Consider the following 20042-nt stretch of genomic DNA (forward strand, 5'->3'; position numbering starts at 1 on the left):
TTAAGGCTACTCAGGTTGAGTAGCCTTTTGTTTAACTCGTTGAAAGGTTAAAATGCGGCCACCTTACAAGAACATACGTTCAAAAGCTGGCGTCATATAGCGTTGGGCCGGAATTCCTCCCAACGGAATGAAAAAGAATAGAGGAAAACATGAGTAACGAAATCAAAACTCAGGTAGTGGTATTAGGGGCTGGTCCTGCTGGCTATTCAGCGGCATTTCGTGCTGCCGATTTAGGGCTAGAGACTGTGATCGTTGAGCGTTTTAGCACCCTTGGTGGTGTTTGTCTAAACGTCGGCTGTATCCCATCAAAAGCGCTGCTACACGTATCTAAAGTGATTGAAGAAGCGAAAGCGATTGCTAACCACGGTGTGGTGTTTGGCGAACCACAGATCGATCTTGATAAACTGCGTGAGTTTAAGCAAAGCGTCATCAGCCAGTTGACAGGCGGTCTTGGCGGCATGTCTAAGATGCGTAAAGTTGACGTCGTTAATGGCCTGGGTAAGTTTACTGGCCCTAACACGCTTGAAGTGGCCGGTGAAGATGGTGTTAAAGTGATTCACTTTGAAAAAGCCATTATCGCTGCGGGCTCTCGTCCAATCCAGCTGCCTTTTATTCCTCATGAAGATCCACGCATTTGGGATTCAACTGATGCGCTAGAGCTGAAAGAAGTGCCAGGTAAGTTGCTCGTTATGGGTGGCGGTATTATCGGTCTAGAGATGGGTACTGTGTACTCTTCATTGGGTAGTGAAATTGACGTGGTTGAGATGTTCGACCAAGTGATCCCTGCTGCCGATAAAGATATCGTGCGCGTGTACACGAAGAAAATTAAGAAGAAGTTTAACCTGATTCTTGAAACAAAAGTGACCGCAGTAGAAGCCAAAGAAGATGGTATCTATGTGTCAATGGAAGGCAAAAAAGCCCCAGCTGAGCCTGTTCGTTATGACGCAGTATTGGTTGCTATTGGTCGTACGCCAAACGGTAAGCTAATCGACGCCGATAAAGCGGGTGTTAACATCGACGAACGTGGCTTTATCAATGTGGATAAGCAGCTACGCACTAACGTGCCGCACATCTTCGCCATTGGTGATATCGTCGGTCAACCTATGCTGGCTCACAAAGGTGTGCATGAAGGCCATGTTGCGGCTGAAGTGATTGCGGGCATGAAGCACTACTTCGATCCAAAAGTGATCCCATCAATTGCATACACTGACCCTGAAGTGGCTTGGGTAGGTGTTACCGAGAAAGAAGCTAAAGAGCAAGACATTGCTTATGAAACAGCAACTTTCCCATGGGCTGCTAGTGGTCGTGCGATCGCTTCAGACTGCTCTGAAGGTATGACTAAGCTGATCTTTGATAAAGAGACTCACCGCGTTATTGGTGGTGCTATCGTGGGTGTTAACGGTGGCGAACTACTGGGTGAAATCGGCCTTGCAATCGAAATGGGTTGTGATGCAGAAGATTTAGCGCTGACTATTCATGCTCATCCAACCTTACATGAGTCAGTGGGTCTTGCTGCTGAAATTTATGAAGGTTCAATTACTGATTTGCCAAATCCTAAGGCAAAGAAGAAAAAATAACTGCAGTTATTAAAAAAAGCGCTCATTGAGCGCTTTTTTTTTTGCTAACCTAACTCCTACATTGCTTTATCATTTTTGTTACGCTCGGGGGTGGTCGCGATAACAACTTGTCAATTATCATTAGCTAGCTTAATTGCTAAGCGGATTTGTTTTATTCATCTTGGGCTACTTTGGCGCTTGCTGTTGGCGTTTTTGTTTATAGGCAGTTTTGCCTTGCCGGTGCATGGCGATCAATTAGTGCAACGGGTGTTTAATGCTCATGATGGTTTGCATAACGCCAAGGTCAATGACATTAGTTTTGATAAGCATGGTTACACTTGGCTGTCGACCGAAGAGGGCTTGTATCGTATAAGTGATACCAAGTCTCGCCGAATTGATAAGGATGTCGATGGTATCCGTTTGTCTGATGAGTTTATTGCGCTGACAGAACCGTTGAGTGATACCTATTTGTTGGTCAGTACTTATGCCAACACCTATCTGTACAATATGGTTAGCGATGAGTTTAGCCAGTTTGGCAGCCCAGCGTTATTTAGCCATGCCCGCCGCAGTGGTTTACTTGGTCTCTCCCAGCAAAATGATGGCAGTTATATGCTGCTCAATAGCGTCGGTGAACTGTATCGTTTTGATTATCCTGCAATGACGCTGACCTTTATTAATGCGTTGCCCCACGACCCTGATTCAAAGTGGTTAGCATTATCAGCCGGTGAAAGTAACCAACTTATTCTGGCGAGAAAACGAGAGCTTCAGCTAAGAGATAGCTTAGGTATGCTCAAGGGCGTTTTTGCTTGGACTGAAGCTAATGGATTGATAAAAACCCTATTTGAAGACAGCCAGCAGCGGGTATGGCTGGGGGCCAGCAGTGGTTTATACCGGGTTTATCCTGACACGTTAACGGTCGAAAAAAATAACCCAAGCATCATTTCATATCTCTGGCATCAGCCAAGATAAGCAGGGGTTCTTGTGGCTTGCTGGTCGTGATGACCTGGTAAAGTGGCACCCAGATACGGGTGAAACTAAACCCTTTAATGCGCAGCTTAAGTCTGCCGCTGATCTTAACTATTTACATGCCATTGCGGTGGACAGTAATGATCTTATTTGGGTCGGTGGTTCGGGCAGCGAGTTAGCGCTTGTGGCCGATACCGCCGAGTTTGTGCTTGAAAGCTATACACAGGAGCCGCCATATCAACTTGCCGATGATATGGTGTGGACCATCTTTAGCCAACGAGAGTGGCTATGGCTGGGTACAGATCAGGGGATAATCGAGATCAATCGACAGCAAGGTCAGAGTCATTTGATCCCTATCGCCGCGATGGAGGTCAATGACAGTGTTTATAACATTAAGCCGCTCGATGCGGTGCACCTACTGATAGGTACCACGAACGGTTTATTTATCTATAATCGCGATAATAAACAGGTTGTGCGTTTTGCACAGTGGACCGGTGGTCAATCTTCGCTTGAAAATAAGATTGTCTACTTGGTGTACCACGATCCTTTGCTCACTCAGCGCTGGTGGTTTGTTACTGCAACAGGGCTGTTTTACTGGGATGAGGGCACTGATGAGGTGAATCTCTTACCACGGCAAGATGTGGACGGTAAACGCTATCAAAGCTCGCTGCGAGCCATTTACCGTGCCAGTGACGGCAAGTTATGGCTGGGGGGCGGCGATCAGTTTGGCTATATCGATAAGCTGGGGATCTATTACTCACGCAGTGATGTGATTGATGACGGTGAGCGAGCGGTCGATATTAGTTATATCAGCGAAGTGGAGCCAGGCCTGCTATGGCTGGGAACCTCGCCTAATGGCTTGATGGAATACCAACCTCAAACGGGACTGACTGAGCGGTTAACTCAGAATTGGCAGCTTGAATGTGGGTCGGTATTTTTTATTGAACAACTGGCTGATTATCGCATTGTGGGTTGTAACAATTCGCTGATCCGCCAAACGTTGGCTAACGGTCAGCTCTTGGTTATCGAGCAACAAGACGGACTATTGAGCAATGAGCTGAATGATGGCGCTTCGTTTTATGAGCCTGGTGTTGGCTTATACATTGGCAGTCCCAACGGTGTCGAATTGATTGACGTGACTAAGCTGAGCAACCGTGTGGCCACCGATGGCATTATGCTGGAGTCGATGTCGATATTTTTTGATGGAGCCACCAAAAGAGCGCTCTTGCCTGAGCCTAATAGTGTCGTTGCGCCCGGTGCTCGCATGATTAGCTTTCAGCTAACCAGTTCAGATTTTTTGACCGATGCGCCCTTGCAGTTACAGTATCGTTTACGCCGAGATAACGGGCAGCCCCCCGCCAACTATGTGTTATTGCAGGGGCAATCTCAGGTCAATATTGCGGGATTATCCGCAGGTGTATATACCCTCGACATTCTTAGCGAGCAAAATGGTGTCTGGTCACAAACTCCATTCTCCTACTCGTTTAGCGTTGAAGACTATTGGTGGACCAGTGAGTGGTTTAAAGCCTTGATTTCGCTGGTTGCCATTGTGAGTGGATTATACTTTTTAATGGTGAGGCAGAAGCAATTATCGGCCTTTAAACGCGTCAACCGCGCGCTGCGTGAAAGTGAAGAACGCTTGCGTCAATCGCTGCGTGGCAGCGACTCAGAATTATGGGAATGGCATAGCGATACAGGGCTGTTTAATTTAGAAAATCGTGGCGGCAATTTTCCCAGCAGTGAGCAACGCCTGTTAATCAGTATCAAGGAGTTTCCTATTCATGACGAAGACCGTCCTCGAGTGGTAAAGGCTTGGCAGCGGTTGCTAAATCAACAAGAGGCGCGCATCGATGTCGACTATCGTTATCTGCGGCTCGATGGGACTTGGGGCTGGACGCGTGTCAGTGGTCGGCCGCTTGAGTTTGATCCTGTTACTGGCGCCATTAAGAAAGTGGCAGGTATCTATAGCGATATGACTCAACAACGTCGCTTAGAAGATGACGTTAAGTTATTGGCCCAAGCCTTTAGTAATACTTCTGAGGGGGTGTTAATTCTTGATGCCGATGAACGGGTGAAAGTCTCTAATCGGGCAGCGCAAACCATATTGCAGGTGAGCAGTGAGGCGCTCATCGGGTGTAAGTTCTCTGCACTGCTAAGTGATAATGACTTACCATCAAATATGCAGGCTGATAATCATTATATCCAGATTCTACTTCAGCAATCGCTGACTTGGACTGGCGAGCATAGCTTTTATACCCCAGATAAAAAGATGTGTCCTGTATGGTTAAATTTGTCGACAATGACCAATGAGGTAGGCGGCGTTTCCCATTTTGTGGCCGTGTTCTCTGATATTTCTGAGCGCAAGCAAACTGAGGCAGAGCTACGCCGTTTAGCGAATTACGATGTGTTGACAGGGCTGCCTAACCGTACGCTGTTTTCCGCTCGGTTGGCACAAAGTATTCAACGCGCCGAAGCCAAAGATGAGACATTAGCGCTGGTCTTTCTTGATCTTGACCGATTCAAAAGCGTTAACGATTCTTACGGCCACAGCATGGGTGATGCGCTACTGATTGAAGCGGCTAAACGGCTGCAATCTTGTGTGTCTGATGAGCACACTCTGTGCCGCTTTGGTGGTGATGAATTCCTGATCTTACTGCGCAATGTTAATGATATTGATGCTATTAATCATCTGTGCGAATCGCTGATCCGCCAAATTGAGCTGCCGTTTGAACTCTATGGGCGGGAGTTTTTTATCTCAACCAGTATTGGCGTGAGCCTCTGGCCTGATGATACCAAGCAGGCGGAGACCTTGATTAAAAACGCCGATCAGGCGATGTATCATGCTAAGGAAGAGGGGCGGGGTAACTTTCAATATTATTCTGCCGAGCGTAATGCGCAATCCTTGTATCACCTTAAGCTTGAGGCCGATCTGCATAAGGCTATAGCCCGAGAGGAGTTTGAGCTGCACTATCAACCGCAGATTGATATGTTAAAAGATGACAGAGTGGTTGGCATGGAAGCGCTACTGCGCTGGCGTCACCCCGAAGAGGGATATATTCGACCCGATATCTTTATTAAGGTCGCAGAGTCTTGTGGTTTGATTATCGATATCGATCGTTGGGTGCTAAAGGAAGCCTGTATGCAAGGGGCTCAATGGGCTAAGCGTTATGGCGATGAACTGCAGCTGTCTGTCAATATTTCAGCGGTGCATTTCAGGCAGCCCGATTTTATTCAAGGGATTGAGCAGGCATTGCACACATCGGGGATGCCTGCGCACATGTTGGGGCTGGAGATCACCGAAGGGGTGTTGATGAAAGAGCTTCATATCGCCAAAGAGCACCTACAAGCCTTACGCATTTTAGGGATCGATGTTGCCATTGATGATTTTGGTACGGGTTACTCGTCGCTGGCTTATTTGCGTAGTTTTGATGTTAGCACCTTAAAAATCGATCGCTCCTTCTTAATTGATATTGCTAATAATCAGGCCGATCAGGCCATCGCCAGTAGTATTATTGAGTTGGCGCGCAACCTGAAGTTAACGGTTGTAGCCGAAGGCGTGGAGACCAAGGCGCAACTTGAGCAGGTCTTCAGTCGAGGTTGTTACATTATTCAAGGCTACTATTATGCTAAACCCATGGCGGTGCCAGAGTTTGAGGCGTATCTCAATGCGCAGCAGCACGCCGGTATTATCCAGTAATGTTGTTGAATAAACTGCAAACTTTTTAGTTTGTTAAGTTGTTTGCTAGACTGTATTTCCTTGTATCAACCATCTGAATAAAGACCCTATATGATACGTTTTTTGCTGCTATCTGTAACACTCTTTTATGGCGCTAGCGCTCTGGCTGATGATGCTCGCCCCAAGGTGGGCCTAGTGCTCAGTGGCGGTGGTGCCAAAGGGGCTGCTCACGTGGCGGTGCTTAAAGTGCTCGAAGAGCAGCGGATCCCGGTTGATTTTGTGGCAGGCACCAGTATTGGTGCCTACGTCGGTGGCATGTATGCGCTGGGTTACAGTGCTAGCGAAATTGAAGCTATCATGATGGGGGAAAATTGGAGCGATGGCTATTCCGATACCATCCCTCGTGAGGCGCTGAGTTATCGCGACAAGCAGCACAGAGATAGGTTTAATATTCCTATCAATGTGGGATACAGCGATAAAGAGGTGAAGGTGCCCAACGGCTTGCTGCGTGGCCAGACCATGTCGATATTACTGCAACGCTCTACCGATTTAGTCCATAAATTTAACAGTTTCGATCAACTTGCCATTCCTTATCGGGCGGTTGCCACCGATTTAGAAACAAGCCTGCCAGTGGTGATGGATCACGGCAGTCTAGTCGATGCGATGCAGGCTTCGGCAACGGTTCCTGGCGCACTACAAGCGGCACAATACAATGGCAAAATGGTGGTCGATGGGGGCATAGCGAACAATATGCCTGTCGATGTGGTTAAGGCGATGGGGGCCGATATTGTGATTGCGGTCGATATTGGCTCATCTTTGGTTAAACGCGATCAGTTGGCCAGTACGGTTGCGGTATTGAATCAGCTATCGACCATGTTGACTAACGCCAGTACCGAGCGCCAAAAACAGCTGCTGACAGAACAAGATATTTTAATACGTCCAGAGGTGGGCGAGCTCAGTACTACAGATTTCACCATCATGCCAGAGGCCTATCGCTTGGGGGGGGATGCGATAGCCTCGCAGCTGGATAAACTCAAAAGCTTGTCGATCAGTCCTGCAGCTTATCTTGCCTATCAGGCGAAAAAAGACGCGCAGCGATTAAGCTGGAACGCTAATATTCGTCAGCCCGTGGTGGCATTACGTTTTGAAAACAACTCTAAGGTCAGCACTAAATTATTACATGAAACCTTAGGGATAAAGGTGGGTGATGTTGTTAACAAAAAGACCTTAGAACAAGGGATTAGCAATATTTATGCGTTAGATAAGTTTGAGCGAGTCAACGCCGAATTTATCGATACCGATGCTGGCAGAATACTTGTGCTCAACACTCAAGCCAAATCTTGGGGGCCCAATTATTTTCAGCTTGGCTTTAGTTGGGAAGATGATTTCACCCTAGATTCGGTTGTGTCACTGGATGTGGCATATACCCTTACCGATCTGACTCAATACGGCGGCGAGTGGCGTAACGAATTACGCCTCGGGTTTGAGAAGCTACTCTCTAGCGAATTTTATTTGCCGCTCGACTCTGATCAACGTTATTTTGCCCGTACCGAACTCTCTTATGAACGTAAAGATTGGGATTTTTACCAAGAAAACAATCGTGTGTTGCAATTGAGCCAAACCAATTATCGCGCCGATCTGGGCATTGGTTTTAATTACGTCAATCAAGGGGCTATTGAGCTGGGCTTGACCGTCGAGCAAGGCTATTTAGAAAACGTGGCTCTGTTTGATGATTTAGATTACAACTCCTACGGTGGCTACCTGAAGTTTGGGTTTGATGACCTTGACAGTATTAACTTCCCCACGTCGGGTAATCGTCTGGAGCTGAATGTCTTCTACCGTAAAGATGAGAGCCCACAACAGATTGCGGATAATCCATCCGATATCTCTTTTCAATTTGAGGGCAGTTGGCGTGGCGCCTTAAGTGTTAATAACCATGCTTTTGTGGGGATAGCTTCGTTTGCAACTGTCGACAATGATGATCAGTTCAGTGTGCATGTTTCTGAACTAGGCGGCTTCCTTAATTTATCTGGCTATCATAAAAATGCGCTGGTTGGTCCACATAAGGTGTTTGGTGCATTTGTTTATCAATACGATCTTGGCCGCGATATGTTGGGGATGACAGATTACCCGCTTTACTTGGGGGCCAGTATTGAAGCGGGTAATGTCTGGTTGGCACGTGATGAAGTTAATTTTGGTGAATTGCTCTACGGAGGGAGCCTCTACTTTGGTACCGATACTTCGATGGGGCCGGCAGCCTTTGGCTTTGGTTGGGCCGATGACGGTGAAAAATCGGTGTTTTTATTCTTAGGTAAAAATTGGTAGCCCTTAATTAAGGTATATTTACTTAGCTTTTATCGCAGGCATATGTGGTGACCAAAGTGGTAGGTCAACGATTAAGTAAGAGCCCGCATCATTTGATGTGGGCTTTTTATCTCATAGGCGCTAACGGTCGCTGCTCGGTAGCTTGCTTAAGTGATGGGCAAGCTACTGGGCACGCAATACCTGACTTACATAGTCACTTAACTGGGTCAAGTCATCCAGTTTCCGATGAGCCGCCGCCCACTTAGCCTGCGCCGCTTCATGACTTGCCGGTACCACCACTGTGTGCATATTGGCTGCGCGTGCGGCGATAAGGCCATTAAAAGAATCTTCCACGGCGATACACGATTGGGGTGCTACCTGTAACGCGGCTGCGCAATTAAGGTAAACCTCAGGGTGCGGTTTGCCAAAGGTGAGCGACTCGGCGCTGCAGATGGTATTAAAATAATGGCCTATATCCAGTTTTTGCAGTACGGCCTCGATGAGTGGCGATGATGAAGAGGTGGCTAAGCCAATTTTTAACGGCTTATCTTGGCAGGCTTGCAGAGCCGATATGGCGCCATGCATGGCTTCACCGCTGCGCAATATTCCTGCCGCAACCTGCTGCACAATGGCATTGGCAGTGGCTCGATTGTCATAGTCTGGCCAAGGGTGGCGTTGATACCAATAGTCGACCACTTGGTCGATACGCAATCCGGTGGTTTGTAGCGTGTCTTGCAGGCAAATAGGTAAACCTAATTGGCCAAATACACTGATTTCAGCCGCCTGCCAACTGGGCTCTGAGTCGATTAATACTCCATCCATGTCGAAGATCACTGCCGCTACTTTGTTGTGGTTCATTGAGCCATTCCTGATGGTTATTTACGCATTGTCGATGGAATATTATGCGGATTTATGGGCTGAATACGACCGTTATGAATAAGTTCTTTAAAAAAAATTGCACATAAATGTGCCTTTTTAATGTGTTTATAATAAATTATTGTTAACCATTAAAGTATATATTTATCAGTTGGTTGGTGGTTGTTTCAAACTATCGTCTAATTTCATTTGTTTTATCACTGAGATAAATTGCCTTGTGCCCTAGAGAATCCCGGTAATTTCTCACTTCTCAGAGTGTGATCTGATTCATACTTTTGCAAAGCTGTAGTATAATGCGGCCGGAAATACGGGTTAAGCCTGCTTGACTGTTAACTTCAAAATGTTACTTCAAAATTGAAGACGTGCAGTTTCGCTGTTAGAACGCCAAACAAAGAGGAATGTTGCCGTGCTAGAAGCATATCGTAAACACGTCGCAGAACGTGCTGCAGAGGGCGTAGTCCCTAAGCCACTAGATGCCCATCAAGTGGCCGAGTTAATCGAATTAGTAAAAAATCCGCCAGCGGGTGAGCAAGAATTTATTCTTGACCTGCTAGAAAACCGAATTCCACCAGGTGTTGATGAAGCTGCATACGTTAAAGCAGGTTTTCTCGATGCACTTGCTAAAGGTGAAGTGACTTCACCTATCCTATCTTCAGCGCGCGCAGTTGAATTGCTTGGCACTATGCAAGGCGGCTACAACATCGAGCCACTGATCGCTCAGCTAGATAACGATGCTCAAGCGCCGTTAGCGGCAAAAGCCTTATCAAACACCCTACTGATGTTTGATGCCTATCATGATGTCGTTGAAAAAATGCAAGCGGGTAACGCTCACGCTAAGCAAGTGGTTGAGTCTTGGGCGAATGCAGAGTGGTTCTTGAACCGTCCAAAGCTGGCTGAAAAAGTGACCCTGACCGTATTCAAAGTGACTGGTGAAACCAACACCGATGACTTGTCTCCAGCGCCAGATGCATGGTCTCGTCCAGATATTCCATTGCACGCTTTAGCTATGCTAAAAAATGCCCGTGACGGTATCGTACCTGATGAACCAGGTGTTGTGGGGCCAATCAAAGAGATCGCAAGCCTTAAAGAGAAAGGCCATCCGCTCGTGTATGTGGGTGATGTTGTCGGTACCGGTTCTTCGCGTAAATCGGCCACTAACTCTGTGTTGTGGTTCATGGGCGATGATATTCCTTATGTGCCTAACAAGCGCGCTGGCGGTTTCTGCCTAGGCGGTAAAATTGCCCCAATTTTCTTTAACACCATGGAAGATGCTGGCGCTTTGCCTATCGAGCTTGATGTTAACGAAATGAACATGGGTGATGTGATTGATATCTACCCATATCAAGGTGTGGTTAAGCGTCACGGCACTGACGAAGTGATTTCAGAATTCAAACTTAAAACCGAAGTCTTGTTAGATGAAGTGCGTGCTGGTGGACGTATTCCATTGATCATCGGCCGTGGCCTGACTGATCGTGCACGTGAAACACTAGGGTTACCTGCATCAGATATTTTTGTTCGTCCACAAGATGTGGTTGATTCTGGCAAGGGTTACACCCTAGCGCAGAAGATGGTTGGTAAGGCGTGTGGTGTTGCTGGTGTGCGTCCAAACCAATACTGCGAACCTAAGATGACTTCTGTGGGTTCTCAAGACACGACAGGTCCTATGACCCGTGATGAGCTGAAAGATTTGGCTTGTCTTGGCTTTAGCGCCGATTTGACCATGCAGTCTTTCTGTCACACCGCGGCTTATCCAAAGCCAGTTGACGTGAATACCCATCACACGCTGCCTGATTTCATCATGAACCGTGGCGGTGTATCACTGCGTCCAGGTGACGGGGTTATCCACTCGTGGTTAAACCGCATGCTATTGCCTGATACGGTTGGTACTGGTGGTGACTCGCATACCCGTTTCCCAATCGGTATCTCGTTCCCAGCAGGTTCCGGTCTAGTGGCGTTTGCTGCCGCGACAGGTGTCATGCCGCTGGATATGCCTGAATCTGTACTGGTACGCTTTAAAGGTGAGATGCAGCCGGGTATCACATTGCGTGACTTGGTACATGCTATTCCGCTCAAAGCTATCGAAATGGGCTTACTGACCGTTGAGAAGAAAGGCAAAATTAATGCTTTCTCTGGTCGAGTCCTTGAGATTGAAGGGCTTGAAAAGCTGAAAGTTGAGCAAGCGTTTGAGCTTTCTGATGCATCAGCCGAGCGTAGCGCTGCAGGTTGTACTATCAAGCTAGACAAAGAGCCAATCATCGAATATCTCAACTCTAACATCGTCATGTTGAAGTGGATGATTGCCGAAGGCTATGGCGATCGTCGTACTATCGAGCGTCGTATCACTGCGATGCAAGAGTGGCTAGCGAACCCAGTGTTGATGGAAGCCGACAGCGATGCAGAATACGCCGAAGTGATCGAAATCGATTTGAATGAGATCAAAGAGCCTATTTTATGTGCGCCAAACGATCCAGATGACGCTGTGCTATTGTCATCGGTTGCCGATACTAAGATTGACGAAGTCTTCGTCGGGTCTTGTATGACGAACATCGGCCATTTCCGCGCAACGGGTAAGATGCTGGATAAGTTTGCTAAAACCCTGCCAACGCGTTTGTGGATCGCGCCACCAACTAAGATGGACAGAGACCAACTAACAGAAGAAGGCTACTACGCTATCTTCGGTCGTGTTGGTGCGCGTATCGAGATCCCTGGTTGTTCATTGTGCATGGGTAACCAAGCGCGCGTAGCTGAAGGCGCAACTGTGGTATCGACCTCAACACGTAACTTCCCTAACCGTTTAGGTACGGGGGCTAACGTCTACTTAGCCTCTGCTGAGCTAGCGGCTGTAGCGGCGTTACTGGGTCGTCTGCCCAGCGTGACTGAGTACCAAGATTATGCCAAAGAGCTTGATGCCACTGCGGCAGACACTTATCGTTACCTGAATTTCGATAAGATTGAATCTTACACTCAGAAAGCAGGTGAAGTGATCTTCCAATCTGCGGTTTAAGTTAATCGATTCGATTAGGTAAACAGCAAAAAGGCCAGCTAATTAGCTGGCCTTTTTTAATGTGAGTAACATGCTGTTGAAATGTAATTTGTCACCTAACAACCCTGCTTATGCAGATTTGCGATGCAGCGCTTCTAATAGTTGATCTTCTAGCTGAAAACGAGTTTCCATGGCATCACCAAGGGATGATAAATCATGGTCGAGTTGATACAGAATTTTGTCATCGTCGGCTTCGGTGTACTTGTCATTAAAGTCGAGGGCTAGATCGGTCGTCTCGCTGATCTTTGGCATCACCTCTTGAGTGAGGCTTTGGCTCGATTGCCCATTGTTGTCACAGGCGCTAACTAGGCGATCATAAACCTCAAAATGACCTTCTGATACGTAATCGACCAACAGATCGCAAAATTCTTTAACTGATTGAAAGTTGGGGAGTGATTTATCGTGAGACTCATAGGGAGGCAATCCGGCAACTTGGCAGTAATGGATCAGCAATTTACGCCGATGATTGAGCCATTGATCAATCAGTGAATTGGAGCCTCTCCATTTTTGTTCAGCTCTTTCCAATTGCTTTAGCATGACATTCCCCATCGATGTTGTTCTATGCCTTCTAATGTAGGTGACAAACGCAGCTTTGATCAACTCTTTTTTAGCGTAAACAGAGTCAAGCTGCATCTGGTCTAATCTGCTGGTTTTGTCTGTAAAACGAATGGGTGAGTAATAAGGGGACTGAAAATAAAATGCCCAGCGATAGAAATCTATCGCTGGGCGAGTAAAGGTATTGCGGGCTCGATGCGACGAGCTTCTTGATTGTTCTTGCTAGCGCAGACTTTTTATATCAAAGGCTTTGATGTGGCGCAACGTTTTTCTAACGAATTATGAACCTTTACCCCATAATCCATCGATAGTCTGGTGTAAAAATAAACAGCTAGACGATAAAAGTATAATCAAGCGGCGTTTGTCACATAAATGTACTGATGGAGGTTACTTTATTCACGTAAATGCTAAACTACTGTCCCAGCGGAAATCAATAAGCGTAGGAATAGAGCCCCATGGCAGAACTAAAAAATGATCGTTATTTGCGTGCCTTACTAAAACAACCTGTCGATAGAACTCCTGTCTGGATGATGCGTCAAGCTGGGCGTTATCTTCCAGAGTACAAAGCTACCCGCGCCGAAGCTGGTGACTTTATGTCTCTTTGTAAGAACCAAGATCTGGCCTGTGAGGTCACTCTTCAGCCGCTTCGTCGTTACGACTTAGATGCCGCAATCTTGTTCTCTGATATTTTGACTGTGCCTGATGCTATGGGGCTTGGTCTCTATTTTGAAGCGGGCGAAGGCCCACGTTTCGAGCGTCCTACCGATACCATAGATTCCATTAAAAAGCTGTGCATTCCTGATCCAGAAGATGAACTGGGCTATGTGATGAATGCCGTAAGCACGATTCGTCGCGAGCTTAAAGGTGAAGTGCCGCTGATTGGTTTCTCTGGCTCGCCTTGGACATTGGCGACCTATATGGTTGAAGGTGGTTCAAGCAAGGCGTTCGAAAAAATTAAAAAAATGGCCTATGAAGAGCCAACCACACTGCATATGTTGCTCGACAAGCTTGCCGATTCAGTCACCTTGTACCTTAATGCGCAAGTGGCTAACGGTGCCCAATCATTGATGATTTTCGATTCGTGGGGCGGTGCATTATCGCATCACGCCTACCGTGAATTCTCACTGCGTTACATGCAGAAGATTGTTGATGGATTGACGCGTCATGCCGATGGTCGTCAAGTGCCTGTGACCCTATTCACCAAAGGTGGTGGCTTGTGGTTAGAAGCGATGGCTGAAACGGGTTGTGACGCACTAGGTCTTGACTGGACTATAGATATTGGCGATGCACGTCGCCGCGTGGGTGATAAAGTTGCCCTGCAAGGTAACATGGATCCTTCAGTGTTGTATGGTACTCCTGAGCGAATTCATCAAGAAGTGGATCAAATCTTAGCTTCTTACGGTGAAGGTGCTGGCCATGTATTTAACCTTGGCCATGGTATTCACCAACATGTTGATCCTGAGCGTGCTGGTTCATTTATCAAGTCGGTGCATGCACTGTCTCCTCAATATCATAAGTAGTCAGTACTTGTGATGAGTCTGATTAAAAAGCCCGTTTAACGGGCTTTTTTTGATCTTATGGCGCGATAGAGAGATACAAAGGTATGTAGCTGGATGGGGCGCTTGGCGGATAAGTTTCATCTGTTCAGCTAGTTAGCGGCGAGATACATCATTTAATGCAACAGTTTTTACCAATATGGTCGCTTTGAGTATACGGTTGCCGTGAGTATATTTGTCGTGACTAATATAAAAATATAAAAGCTATTTAATCCTTTAGCTAAATAGAGTATTTTGCTTGCCGCATATGTATTGATGCGAATATGAATTAACACAGGATGGCTGTAGATAGATGCGTATTAGCAAAAAATTAGTGATTTTTGTTGTCGGATTTTGCTTGCCAGCCATGATTGCGATCACTTTCTCCCTTAATCTGTGGTTCGACAACCGCGTCGAGCAGCTTAAACACGCCTCTATCGATGGTGAATTCGATAATATTGCCAGCCTAATCGATACTGAGCTTGAGCGTTTGGCGTTATTCACCCAAATATACGGTGTGCCTATTTCGGCATTAGATCGCCCCAATCGTCAGCGCTTTGAGCAGGCTTGGCTCAATAGTGGATTAGCCGAACATCGCAGTCTATTTTATTTGGATCAGGATAAAGATAAAGCCACCGCCTTCGCCTCCAGTGGCGGAACCATAAATCATTTCGACTCCGGCAAATTACCCGCCTCATTGTTCGCATTAACTCAAGCTAAAACGGGCTTTTACCTGCAAGGGGATAAGGGCTTTATTATCAGTGTTGCCCCTGTTGATCCTAGCTTATCTATCGTCTTTGTCAGAGGGGTTGATGTTAGCCTGTTAAATCGCTATCAAGTTAACGATGCCTTGAGTCACCTGCAACTTGGTCGTGGCAAAGCCACGAGCCTTATACCAAACTATGCCGCCCTATCACATCAACTGAACGTGCCTAGCCTGCTTGACGATGAAGCGCTGCATCTGTCGATAACTCTTTCCGATAGTGTCTTTAACGATATTCATCAACCACCGACCCAGCTGCTTTATGGTGTCATCGGCCTGAGTGGCTTATTGCTGTTTTTGGGTTTTTTATGGCTTAGGGTGGGATTGGTGAGTCCTTTTAGGCAGTTATTGACTGAATTAGCCAGTATCGATCCTGAGGCCAAGACTTATGAGCCAATACGAGGTGAAGGCTGTGAAGAGTTGGCTGGCATCGCCGAACAGGTGAATCATTTGATGGCACGTATCTTCCAGCAAAAAGAGCGCTCAAAAACCACCTTAGAGGCGATTGCCGAAGCGGTGATCCTCACCGATGTCTCAGCCAAGGTTATCTACCTCAATCCTCAAGCTGAGCGTTTACTGCAGTGTGAGTCTAATACGGCGGTGGGCGAGAGTATCGAGCGACTGTTTAAGTTTGATAAGCAGATTAACCAAACCTTGTTTACTTTAATGCGAAGTGGCGTGAGTCAGCCCTTATTAAGTAAGGTTAAATGTTGTAATGATAATAGTAAGATTATGGAGCGCAGCATCAACAATTTGCGTGATCCACACAACCAGGTGATTGGCAGTGTGATTGTGCTGAGGGATATCACTCAAGAGGAGTTACTGAAACATCAATTAAGACGTAAGGCTAATTTTGATAGTATCACTTCGCTATTAAACCGTAGCGCCTTTGAAGAACGCGTAGTGAGTTTTGCCGCCGATGCAAAGATACTGGCAATGTGTTATTTCGATCTCGAACAATTTAAGTTGATCAACGATTCTTGTGGTCATAGCCAAGGCGATGTGATGCTTAATAGAGTCGCTAAAGCGATACAATCGAGTCTGACAGGGAATGTGTTGGTCGCTCGTCTGGGTGGCGACGAGTTTGGTTTAGCCCTTAAAGACAACACCCTGTTGCAGGTTGCCCAGCAAGTGAAACGCATTATGGATAATGTGGTCAAGTTGGTCATGGAGCACCAAGGATGCCAATACCGCGTAGGAATGAGTGCAGGGGTTGCGGTGGCGCGTTCGCCCTATATTTTACCGCTTGAGTTACTTAAAGATGCCGATATTGCCTGTATTGCCGCTAAACGTAAGGGGAGTAATCAGGTGCATTTTTATGACAATAAAGACAAAGAGTTAACCTATCAGCGTAATGCACCCAAATGGGCGGTGAGAATTGCGCAGGCGATAGAACGTAATGAGTTAATTCTCTATTATCAGTCGATTAAAGGCATTAGTGGCAACGGCCAACATAAGCGCATGGAGATCCTACTGCGGATCCAAGAGCCCTGTGGGCGGATCTTGCCGCCTGCGCAATTTATTGAGGCTGCTGAGCGCTTTAAGCTAATGACTGAGGTTGATAAAGAGGTGATCCGCAAAACTTTCTTGTGGTTGTCTTCTCATCCAGAGCTATGGCCCGACCATAGTTTATCGATTAATTTATCGGGTAATAGCTTAGGCGCCGAAGGCATGGTCGATTATATCATCGCTCAGTTGCACCATTTTGCTATACCTAGCAGTTGCATCTGCTTTGAGATCACAGAAACCAGTGCGATTCAAAATCGCGATCGGGCGATGGAAATGCTGAACCGCCTACGTAAACAAGGCTTTGCGTTTGCGCTCGACGATTTTGGAACCGGCTTCGCCTCCTATGGTTATCTGCGTGAGCTGCCTGTGAACTATGTAAAAATCGATGGCTGCTTTATCAAAACGTTGGCTACGAATGCCAAAGATTATGCTATCGTCAAATCGATTCATGATGTGTGTTGCGTAATGGGCATTGAGACGGTCGCCGAGTTTGTCGAAAATGAAGAGATCATCGAAAGGCTTGAGTCTATCGGCATTAACTATGCGCAAGGTTATGCCATAGGCCGCCCTCAGAGCCTAGAGACCTATCTTGACTCGCACCCGCAATTACAGCTAATCCAAGAGGCCGCAGCACAGGGGCGTTAAGGTGTGATGCTTGTGCTTTGCAGCTATCTGTGTGAGCTTAAGTCTATGTCGCTTAAGTGGTTAACGGGTAGGGAGAGCAAAGATGCAAGGATTGACAGATAAAGTGGTGATCATTACCGGTGCGTCAGAAGGAATAGGGCGTGCATTGGCCAAAGCCATGGCACCATTGGGCTGTAAATTAATATTAACCGCCCGCAATCAAGCCCGGCTTGATTCACTGGCACAAGAGTTAGCCCAGATGAGTCATCACACCCCCTTAGTGATCAGCGCCGATATTAGCTCACCCGACAGTTGCCAACATATCGTCGATAGTGCCATTAGCCATTTTGGTTATCTCGATATTGTGGTTAACAATGCGGGCATGACTATGTGGTCGCGCTTCGATGAGTTAGAGGACCTGACCATTCTTGCTAAGCTGATGACGGTCAATTATCTCGGTCCCGCCTATTTAACCCACAGCGCGTTACCCCATTTAAAAGCCAGCCAAGGGCAAGTGGTGGTGGTCTCTTCTGTGGCAGGTCTCACGGGGGTGCCAACCCGCAGCGGTTACAGTGCATCTAAGCATGCGGTGATGGGCTTTTTTGACTCACTGCGTATTGAGTTAGCCGATGACAATGTGGCGGTGACTGTGATTTGTCCCGACTTTGTGGTGTCAGAAATCCATAGGCGGGCGCTCGATGGTCAAGGCACACCACTGGGGCGTAGCCCAATGCAGGAGTCTAAAATTATTAGCGCCGAGCAATGTGCGCAGATGATGTTACCTGCCATTGCTCAGCGTCAGCGCATGATGATCACCTCAATACGTGGTCGACTCGGTCGTTGGCTACGCCTGCTCGCGCCTAAGCTTATCGACAATATTGCTAAAAAAGCGATCGCCGCGGGCCATTAACCTTTTCATCGCTCACGTGAGAGAGGGATTTACTCCTGATCGTTTAAATGTTTGATGATGGCGCGCTCTGCATCGGCTTGGGTAGCGACATCATCGCGTGCGACAACTGGCGTGGTCGACCTTAAGCCGGTCATATCTTCTGCAATGTGTAGCCAGTCTGGATGCCAATAGAAGGACGTACCTGCAAGAGTGTTCCAGTGGTGTACGCCAGCTCTTTCGCCATTATAAACAAGATCGCCAATTGAATATGTCATCATTATTCCCTGATTTAGTTGAAAACGCTCGAGTGAATATAGTGCACTTGGTAACAATATGCATGTGTGAACTAGTTCACGTTTGTTAATTGTTTATCGGAGATCCAGTGGATAATAAAAAACCGGCCATGGCCGGTTTTTACCATACTAACCTACTGTTAGCTTTCGCGAGCGATGGCGCGGTAAGCGATATCGGTACGAAAATACACATCGTCCCAATGGATGGTATCCACTAAGGCGTATGCAGCACGCTGTGCCTCGGTGACGGTATTGCCCAGTGCGGTAGCGCATAGGACGCGCCCCCCATTGGTGACCACTTTTCCCTCTCGCATACAAGTGCCGGCATGGAACACTTTGGCGTTATTATCGCCAAGGCTTAAGCCTTCAATGACATCATGCTTACGGTACGCATCGGGGTAACCGCCGGCAGCCATGACGACGCCAACGGCGGCGCGCGCGTCAAACTCTGCGGTCACGGTATCGAGTTCACCACGGGTAGCGGCTAAGCAAAGCTCAACTAAATCTGATTTAAGGCGCATCATGATCGGTTGAGTTTCTGGGTCGCCAAAACGGCAGTTGTATTCAAGCACCTTAGCGCTACCGTCGGGTGAGATCATCAGGCCTGCGTAAAGGAAACCAGTGTAGACATTACCTTCGGCGGCCATGCCATCGACGGTTGGACGGATAACATTAGCGATTGTCCAGTCGTGCACCGCTTGGGTCACCACAGGCGCGGGAGAATAGGCACCCATACCGCCAGTATTCGGGCCATTATCGCCATTGTCACGGGCTTTATGATCTTGACTGGTGGCCATAGCCAGAATGTTTTGCCCATCGACCATCACGATAAAGCTGGCTTCTTCACCCTGTAAAAACTCTTCGATAACGACACGTGAGCCTGCTTCGCCAAACATATTGCCTGCGAGCATATCTTCAATGGCGGCATCGGCTTCGTTTTGGTCTTGGGCGATAATCACCCCTTTACCCGCCGCTAAGCCATCGGCCTTGATGACGATAGGGTAGCCAGTATTGGCGGTGACGTCAGCTACATACGCTTTGGCTGGCTCAATCTCGGTAAAGTTGGCATAGGCTGCAGTTGGAATGTTGTGGCGGGCTAAGAAATCTTTAGTGAAGGCTTTTGATGATTCGAGCTGCGCTGCGCCTTTCGTGGGGCCAAAAATCGCTAAACCCGCTTCGTTAAAGGCATCGACAACCCCCAAAGACAAGGGCACTTCTGGGCCAACGATAGTGAGCTCAATGTTATTGGACTGAGCAAACTCAACTAATGCGCTAATCTCTTCAACGTTAATGGCGACGTTTTCTAGTTTAGGCTCTAAAGCCGTGCCTGCGTTACCTGGTGCAACGAAGATGGTGTCAACGTGTGCTGATTGAGCGGCTTTCCACGCTAATGCATGTTCACGTCCGCCGCCACCAATAATTAATACTTTCATGTTCTTACCTTTTATAGCTG

Annotated in this window: 12 protein-coding genes; 8 read left to right on the forward strand and 4 right to left on the reverse strand. The window is 47.3% G+C overall.

Features of this window, described 5'->3' with window-relative positions; all coding sequences use genetic code 11:
- Nucleotides 1-149 precede the first annotated feature (149 nt).
- The 4 genes from lpdA to DN599_RS07525 all read left to right on the forward strand — a co-directional run bounded on the left by lpdA (nt 150) and on the right by DN599_RS07525 (nt 8523).
- Complete coding sequence (gene lpdA / locus DN599_RS07515) at nt 150-1577, forward strand: dihydrolipoyl dehydrogenase (RefSeq protein ID WP_110457016.1); 1428 nt, start codon at nt 150-152, stop codon at nt 1575-1577.
- A 183-nt stretch (nt 1578-1760) separates the two neighbouring features.
- Complete coding sequence (locus tag DN599_RS18875; RefSeq protein ID WP_239473256.1) at nt 1761-2525, forward strand: ligand-binding sensor domain-containing protein; 765 nt, start codon at nt 1761-1763, stop codon at nt 2523-2525.
- Between the two features lie 10 nt (nt 2526-2535).
- On the forward strand, nt 2536-6219 hold the full coding sequence (locus tag DN599_RS07520) for an EAL domain-containing protein (protein ID WP_239473257.1): 3684 nt from the start codon (nt 2536-2538) through the stop codon (nt 6217-6219).
- 90 nt (nt 6220-6309) lie between these two features.
- Nucleotides 6310-8523, forward strand: a complete 2214-nt coding sequence (locus DN599_RS07525) for a patatin-like phospholipase family protein (protein WP_110457017.1) — start codon at nt 6310-6312, stop codon at nt 8521-8523.
- 162 nt (nt 8524-8685) lie between these two features.
- On the opposite strand, the gene hxpB is transcribed toward DN599_RS07525, so the two are convergent.
- Nucleotides 8686-9360, reverse strand: a complete 675-nt coding sequence (hxpB, locus tag DN599_RS07530; RefSeq protein ID WP_110457018.1) for a hexitol phosphatase HxpB — start codon at nt 9358-9360, stop codon at nt 8686-8688.
- A 424-nt stretch (nt 9361-9784) separates the two neighbouring features.
- On the opposite strand from hxpB, the gene acnB reads away from it, so the two are divergent.
- A complete protein-coding gene (acnB, locus tag DN599_RS07535) occupies nt 9785-12382 on the forward strand; it encodes a bifunctional aconitate hydratase 2/2-methylisocitrate dehydratase (protein WP_110457019.1) in 2598 nt (865 codons plus the stop codon).
- Between the two features lie 108 nt (nt 12383-12490).
- Here acnB and rsd read toward each other — a convergent pair whose 3' ends face one another.
- Nucleotides 12491-12958 carry a sigma D regulator gene (gene rsd / locus DN599_RS07540; RefSeq protein WP_110457020.1) on the reverse strand — a complete coding sequence of 156 codons (468 nt, stop codon included), beginning with the start codon at nt 12956-12958 and terminating at the stop codon, nt 12491-12493.
- Nucleotides 12959-13431: 473 nt separating this feature from the next.
- On the opposite strand from rsd, the gene hemE reads away from it, so the two are divergent.
- The 3 genes from hemE (at nt 13432) to DN599_RS07560 (ending at nt 18317) form a co-directional block, all read left to right on the forward strand.
- Nucleotides 13432-14496 carry a uroporphyrinogen decarboxylase gene (gene hemE, locus DN599_RS07550; protein ID WP_110457021.1) on the forward strand — a complete coding sequence of 355 codons (1065 nt, stop codon included), beginning with the start codon at nt 13432-13434 and terminating at the stop codon, nt 14494-14496.
- Between the two features lie 328 nt (nt 14497-14824).
- The gene (locus tag DN599_RS07555) at nt 14825-17428 is read left to right on the forward strand and encodes a sensor domain-containing protein (protein ID WP_110457022.1); all 2604 of its coding nucleotides are present in this window, start codon (nt 14825-14827) and stop codon (nt 17426-17428) included.
- A gap of 82 nt (nt 17429-17510) precedes the next feature.
- A complete protein-coding gene (locus DN599_RS07560) occupies nt 17511-18317 on the forward strand; it encodes an SDR family oxidoreductase (protein WP_110457023.1) in 807 nt (268 codons plus the stop codon).
- A gap of 29 nt (nt 18318-18346) precedes the next feature.
- On the opposite strand, the gene DN599_RS07565 is transcribed toward DN599_RS07560, so the two are convergent.
- Nucleotides 18347-18571 carry a hypothetical protein gene (locus tag DN599_RS07565; RefSeq protein WP_110457024.1) on the reverse strand — a complete coding sequence of 75 codons (225 nt, stop codon included), beginning with the start codon at nt 18569-18571 and terminating at the stop codon, nt 18347-18349.
- 158 nt (nt 18572-18729) lie between these two features.
- The gene (purD, locus tag DN599_RS07570) at nt 18730-20022 is read right to left on the reverse strand and encodes a phosphoribosylamine--glycine ligase (RefSeq protein ID WP_110457025.1); all 1293 of its coding nucleotides are present in this window, start codon (nt 20020-20022) and stop codon (nt 18730-18732) included.
- Nucleotides 20023-20042 lie beyond the last annotated feature (20 nt).

Origin of the sequence: Shewanella algidipiscicola (assembly GCF_900380485.1) — a bacterium.
In the GTDB taxonomy this organism is placed as follows: Bacteria; Pseudomonadota; Gammaproteobacteria; order Enterobacterales; family Shewanellaceae; genus Shewanella; species Shewanella algidipiscicola.

What these genes read in the sequence shown, in the direction of transcription:
- rsd (WP_110457020.1), bottom strand. Translation starts at nt 12,958, where the DNA reads ATGCTAAAGCAATTGGAAAGAGCTGAACAAAAATGGAGAGGCTCCAAT.
- hemE (WP_110457021.1), top strand. Translation starts at nt 13,432, where the DNA reads ATGGCAGAACTAAAAAATGATCGTTATTTGCGTGCCTTACTAAAACAA.
- DN599_RS07525 (WP_110457017.1), top strand. Translation starts at nt 6,310, where the DNA reads ATGATACGTTTTTTGCTGCTATCTGTAACACTCTTTTATGGCGCTAGC.
- DN599_RS07560 (WP_110457023.1), top strand. Translation starts at nt 17,511, where the DNA reads ATGCAAGGATTGACAGATAAAGTGGTGATCATTACCGGTGCGTCAGAA.
- DN599_RS07555 (WP_110457022.1), top strand. Translation starts at nt 14,825, where the DNA reads ATGCGTATTAGCAAAAAATTAGTGATTTTTGTTGTCGGATTTTGCTTG.
- purD (WP_110457025.1), bottom strand. Translation starts at nt 20,022, where the DNA reads ATGAAAGTATTAATTATTGGTGGCGGCGGACGTGAACATGCATTAGCG.
- DN599_RS07565 (WP_110457024.1), bottom strand. Translation starts at nt 18,571, where the DNA reads ATGACATATTCAATTGGCGATCTTGTTTATAATGGCGAAAGAGCTGGC.
- hxpB (WP_110457018.1), bottom strand. Translation starts at nt 9,360, where the DNA reads ATGAACCACAACAAAGTAGCGGCAGTGATCTTCGACATGGATGGAGTA.
- lpdA (WP_110457016.1), top strand. Translation starts at nt 150, where the DNA reads ATGAGTAACGAAATCAAAACTCAGGTAGTGGTATTAGGGGCTGGTCCT.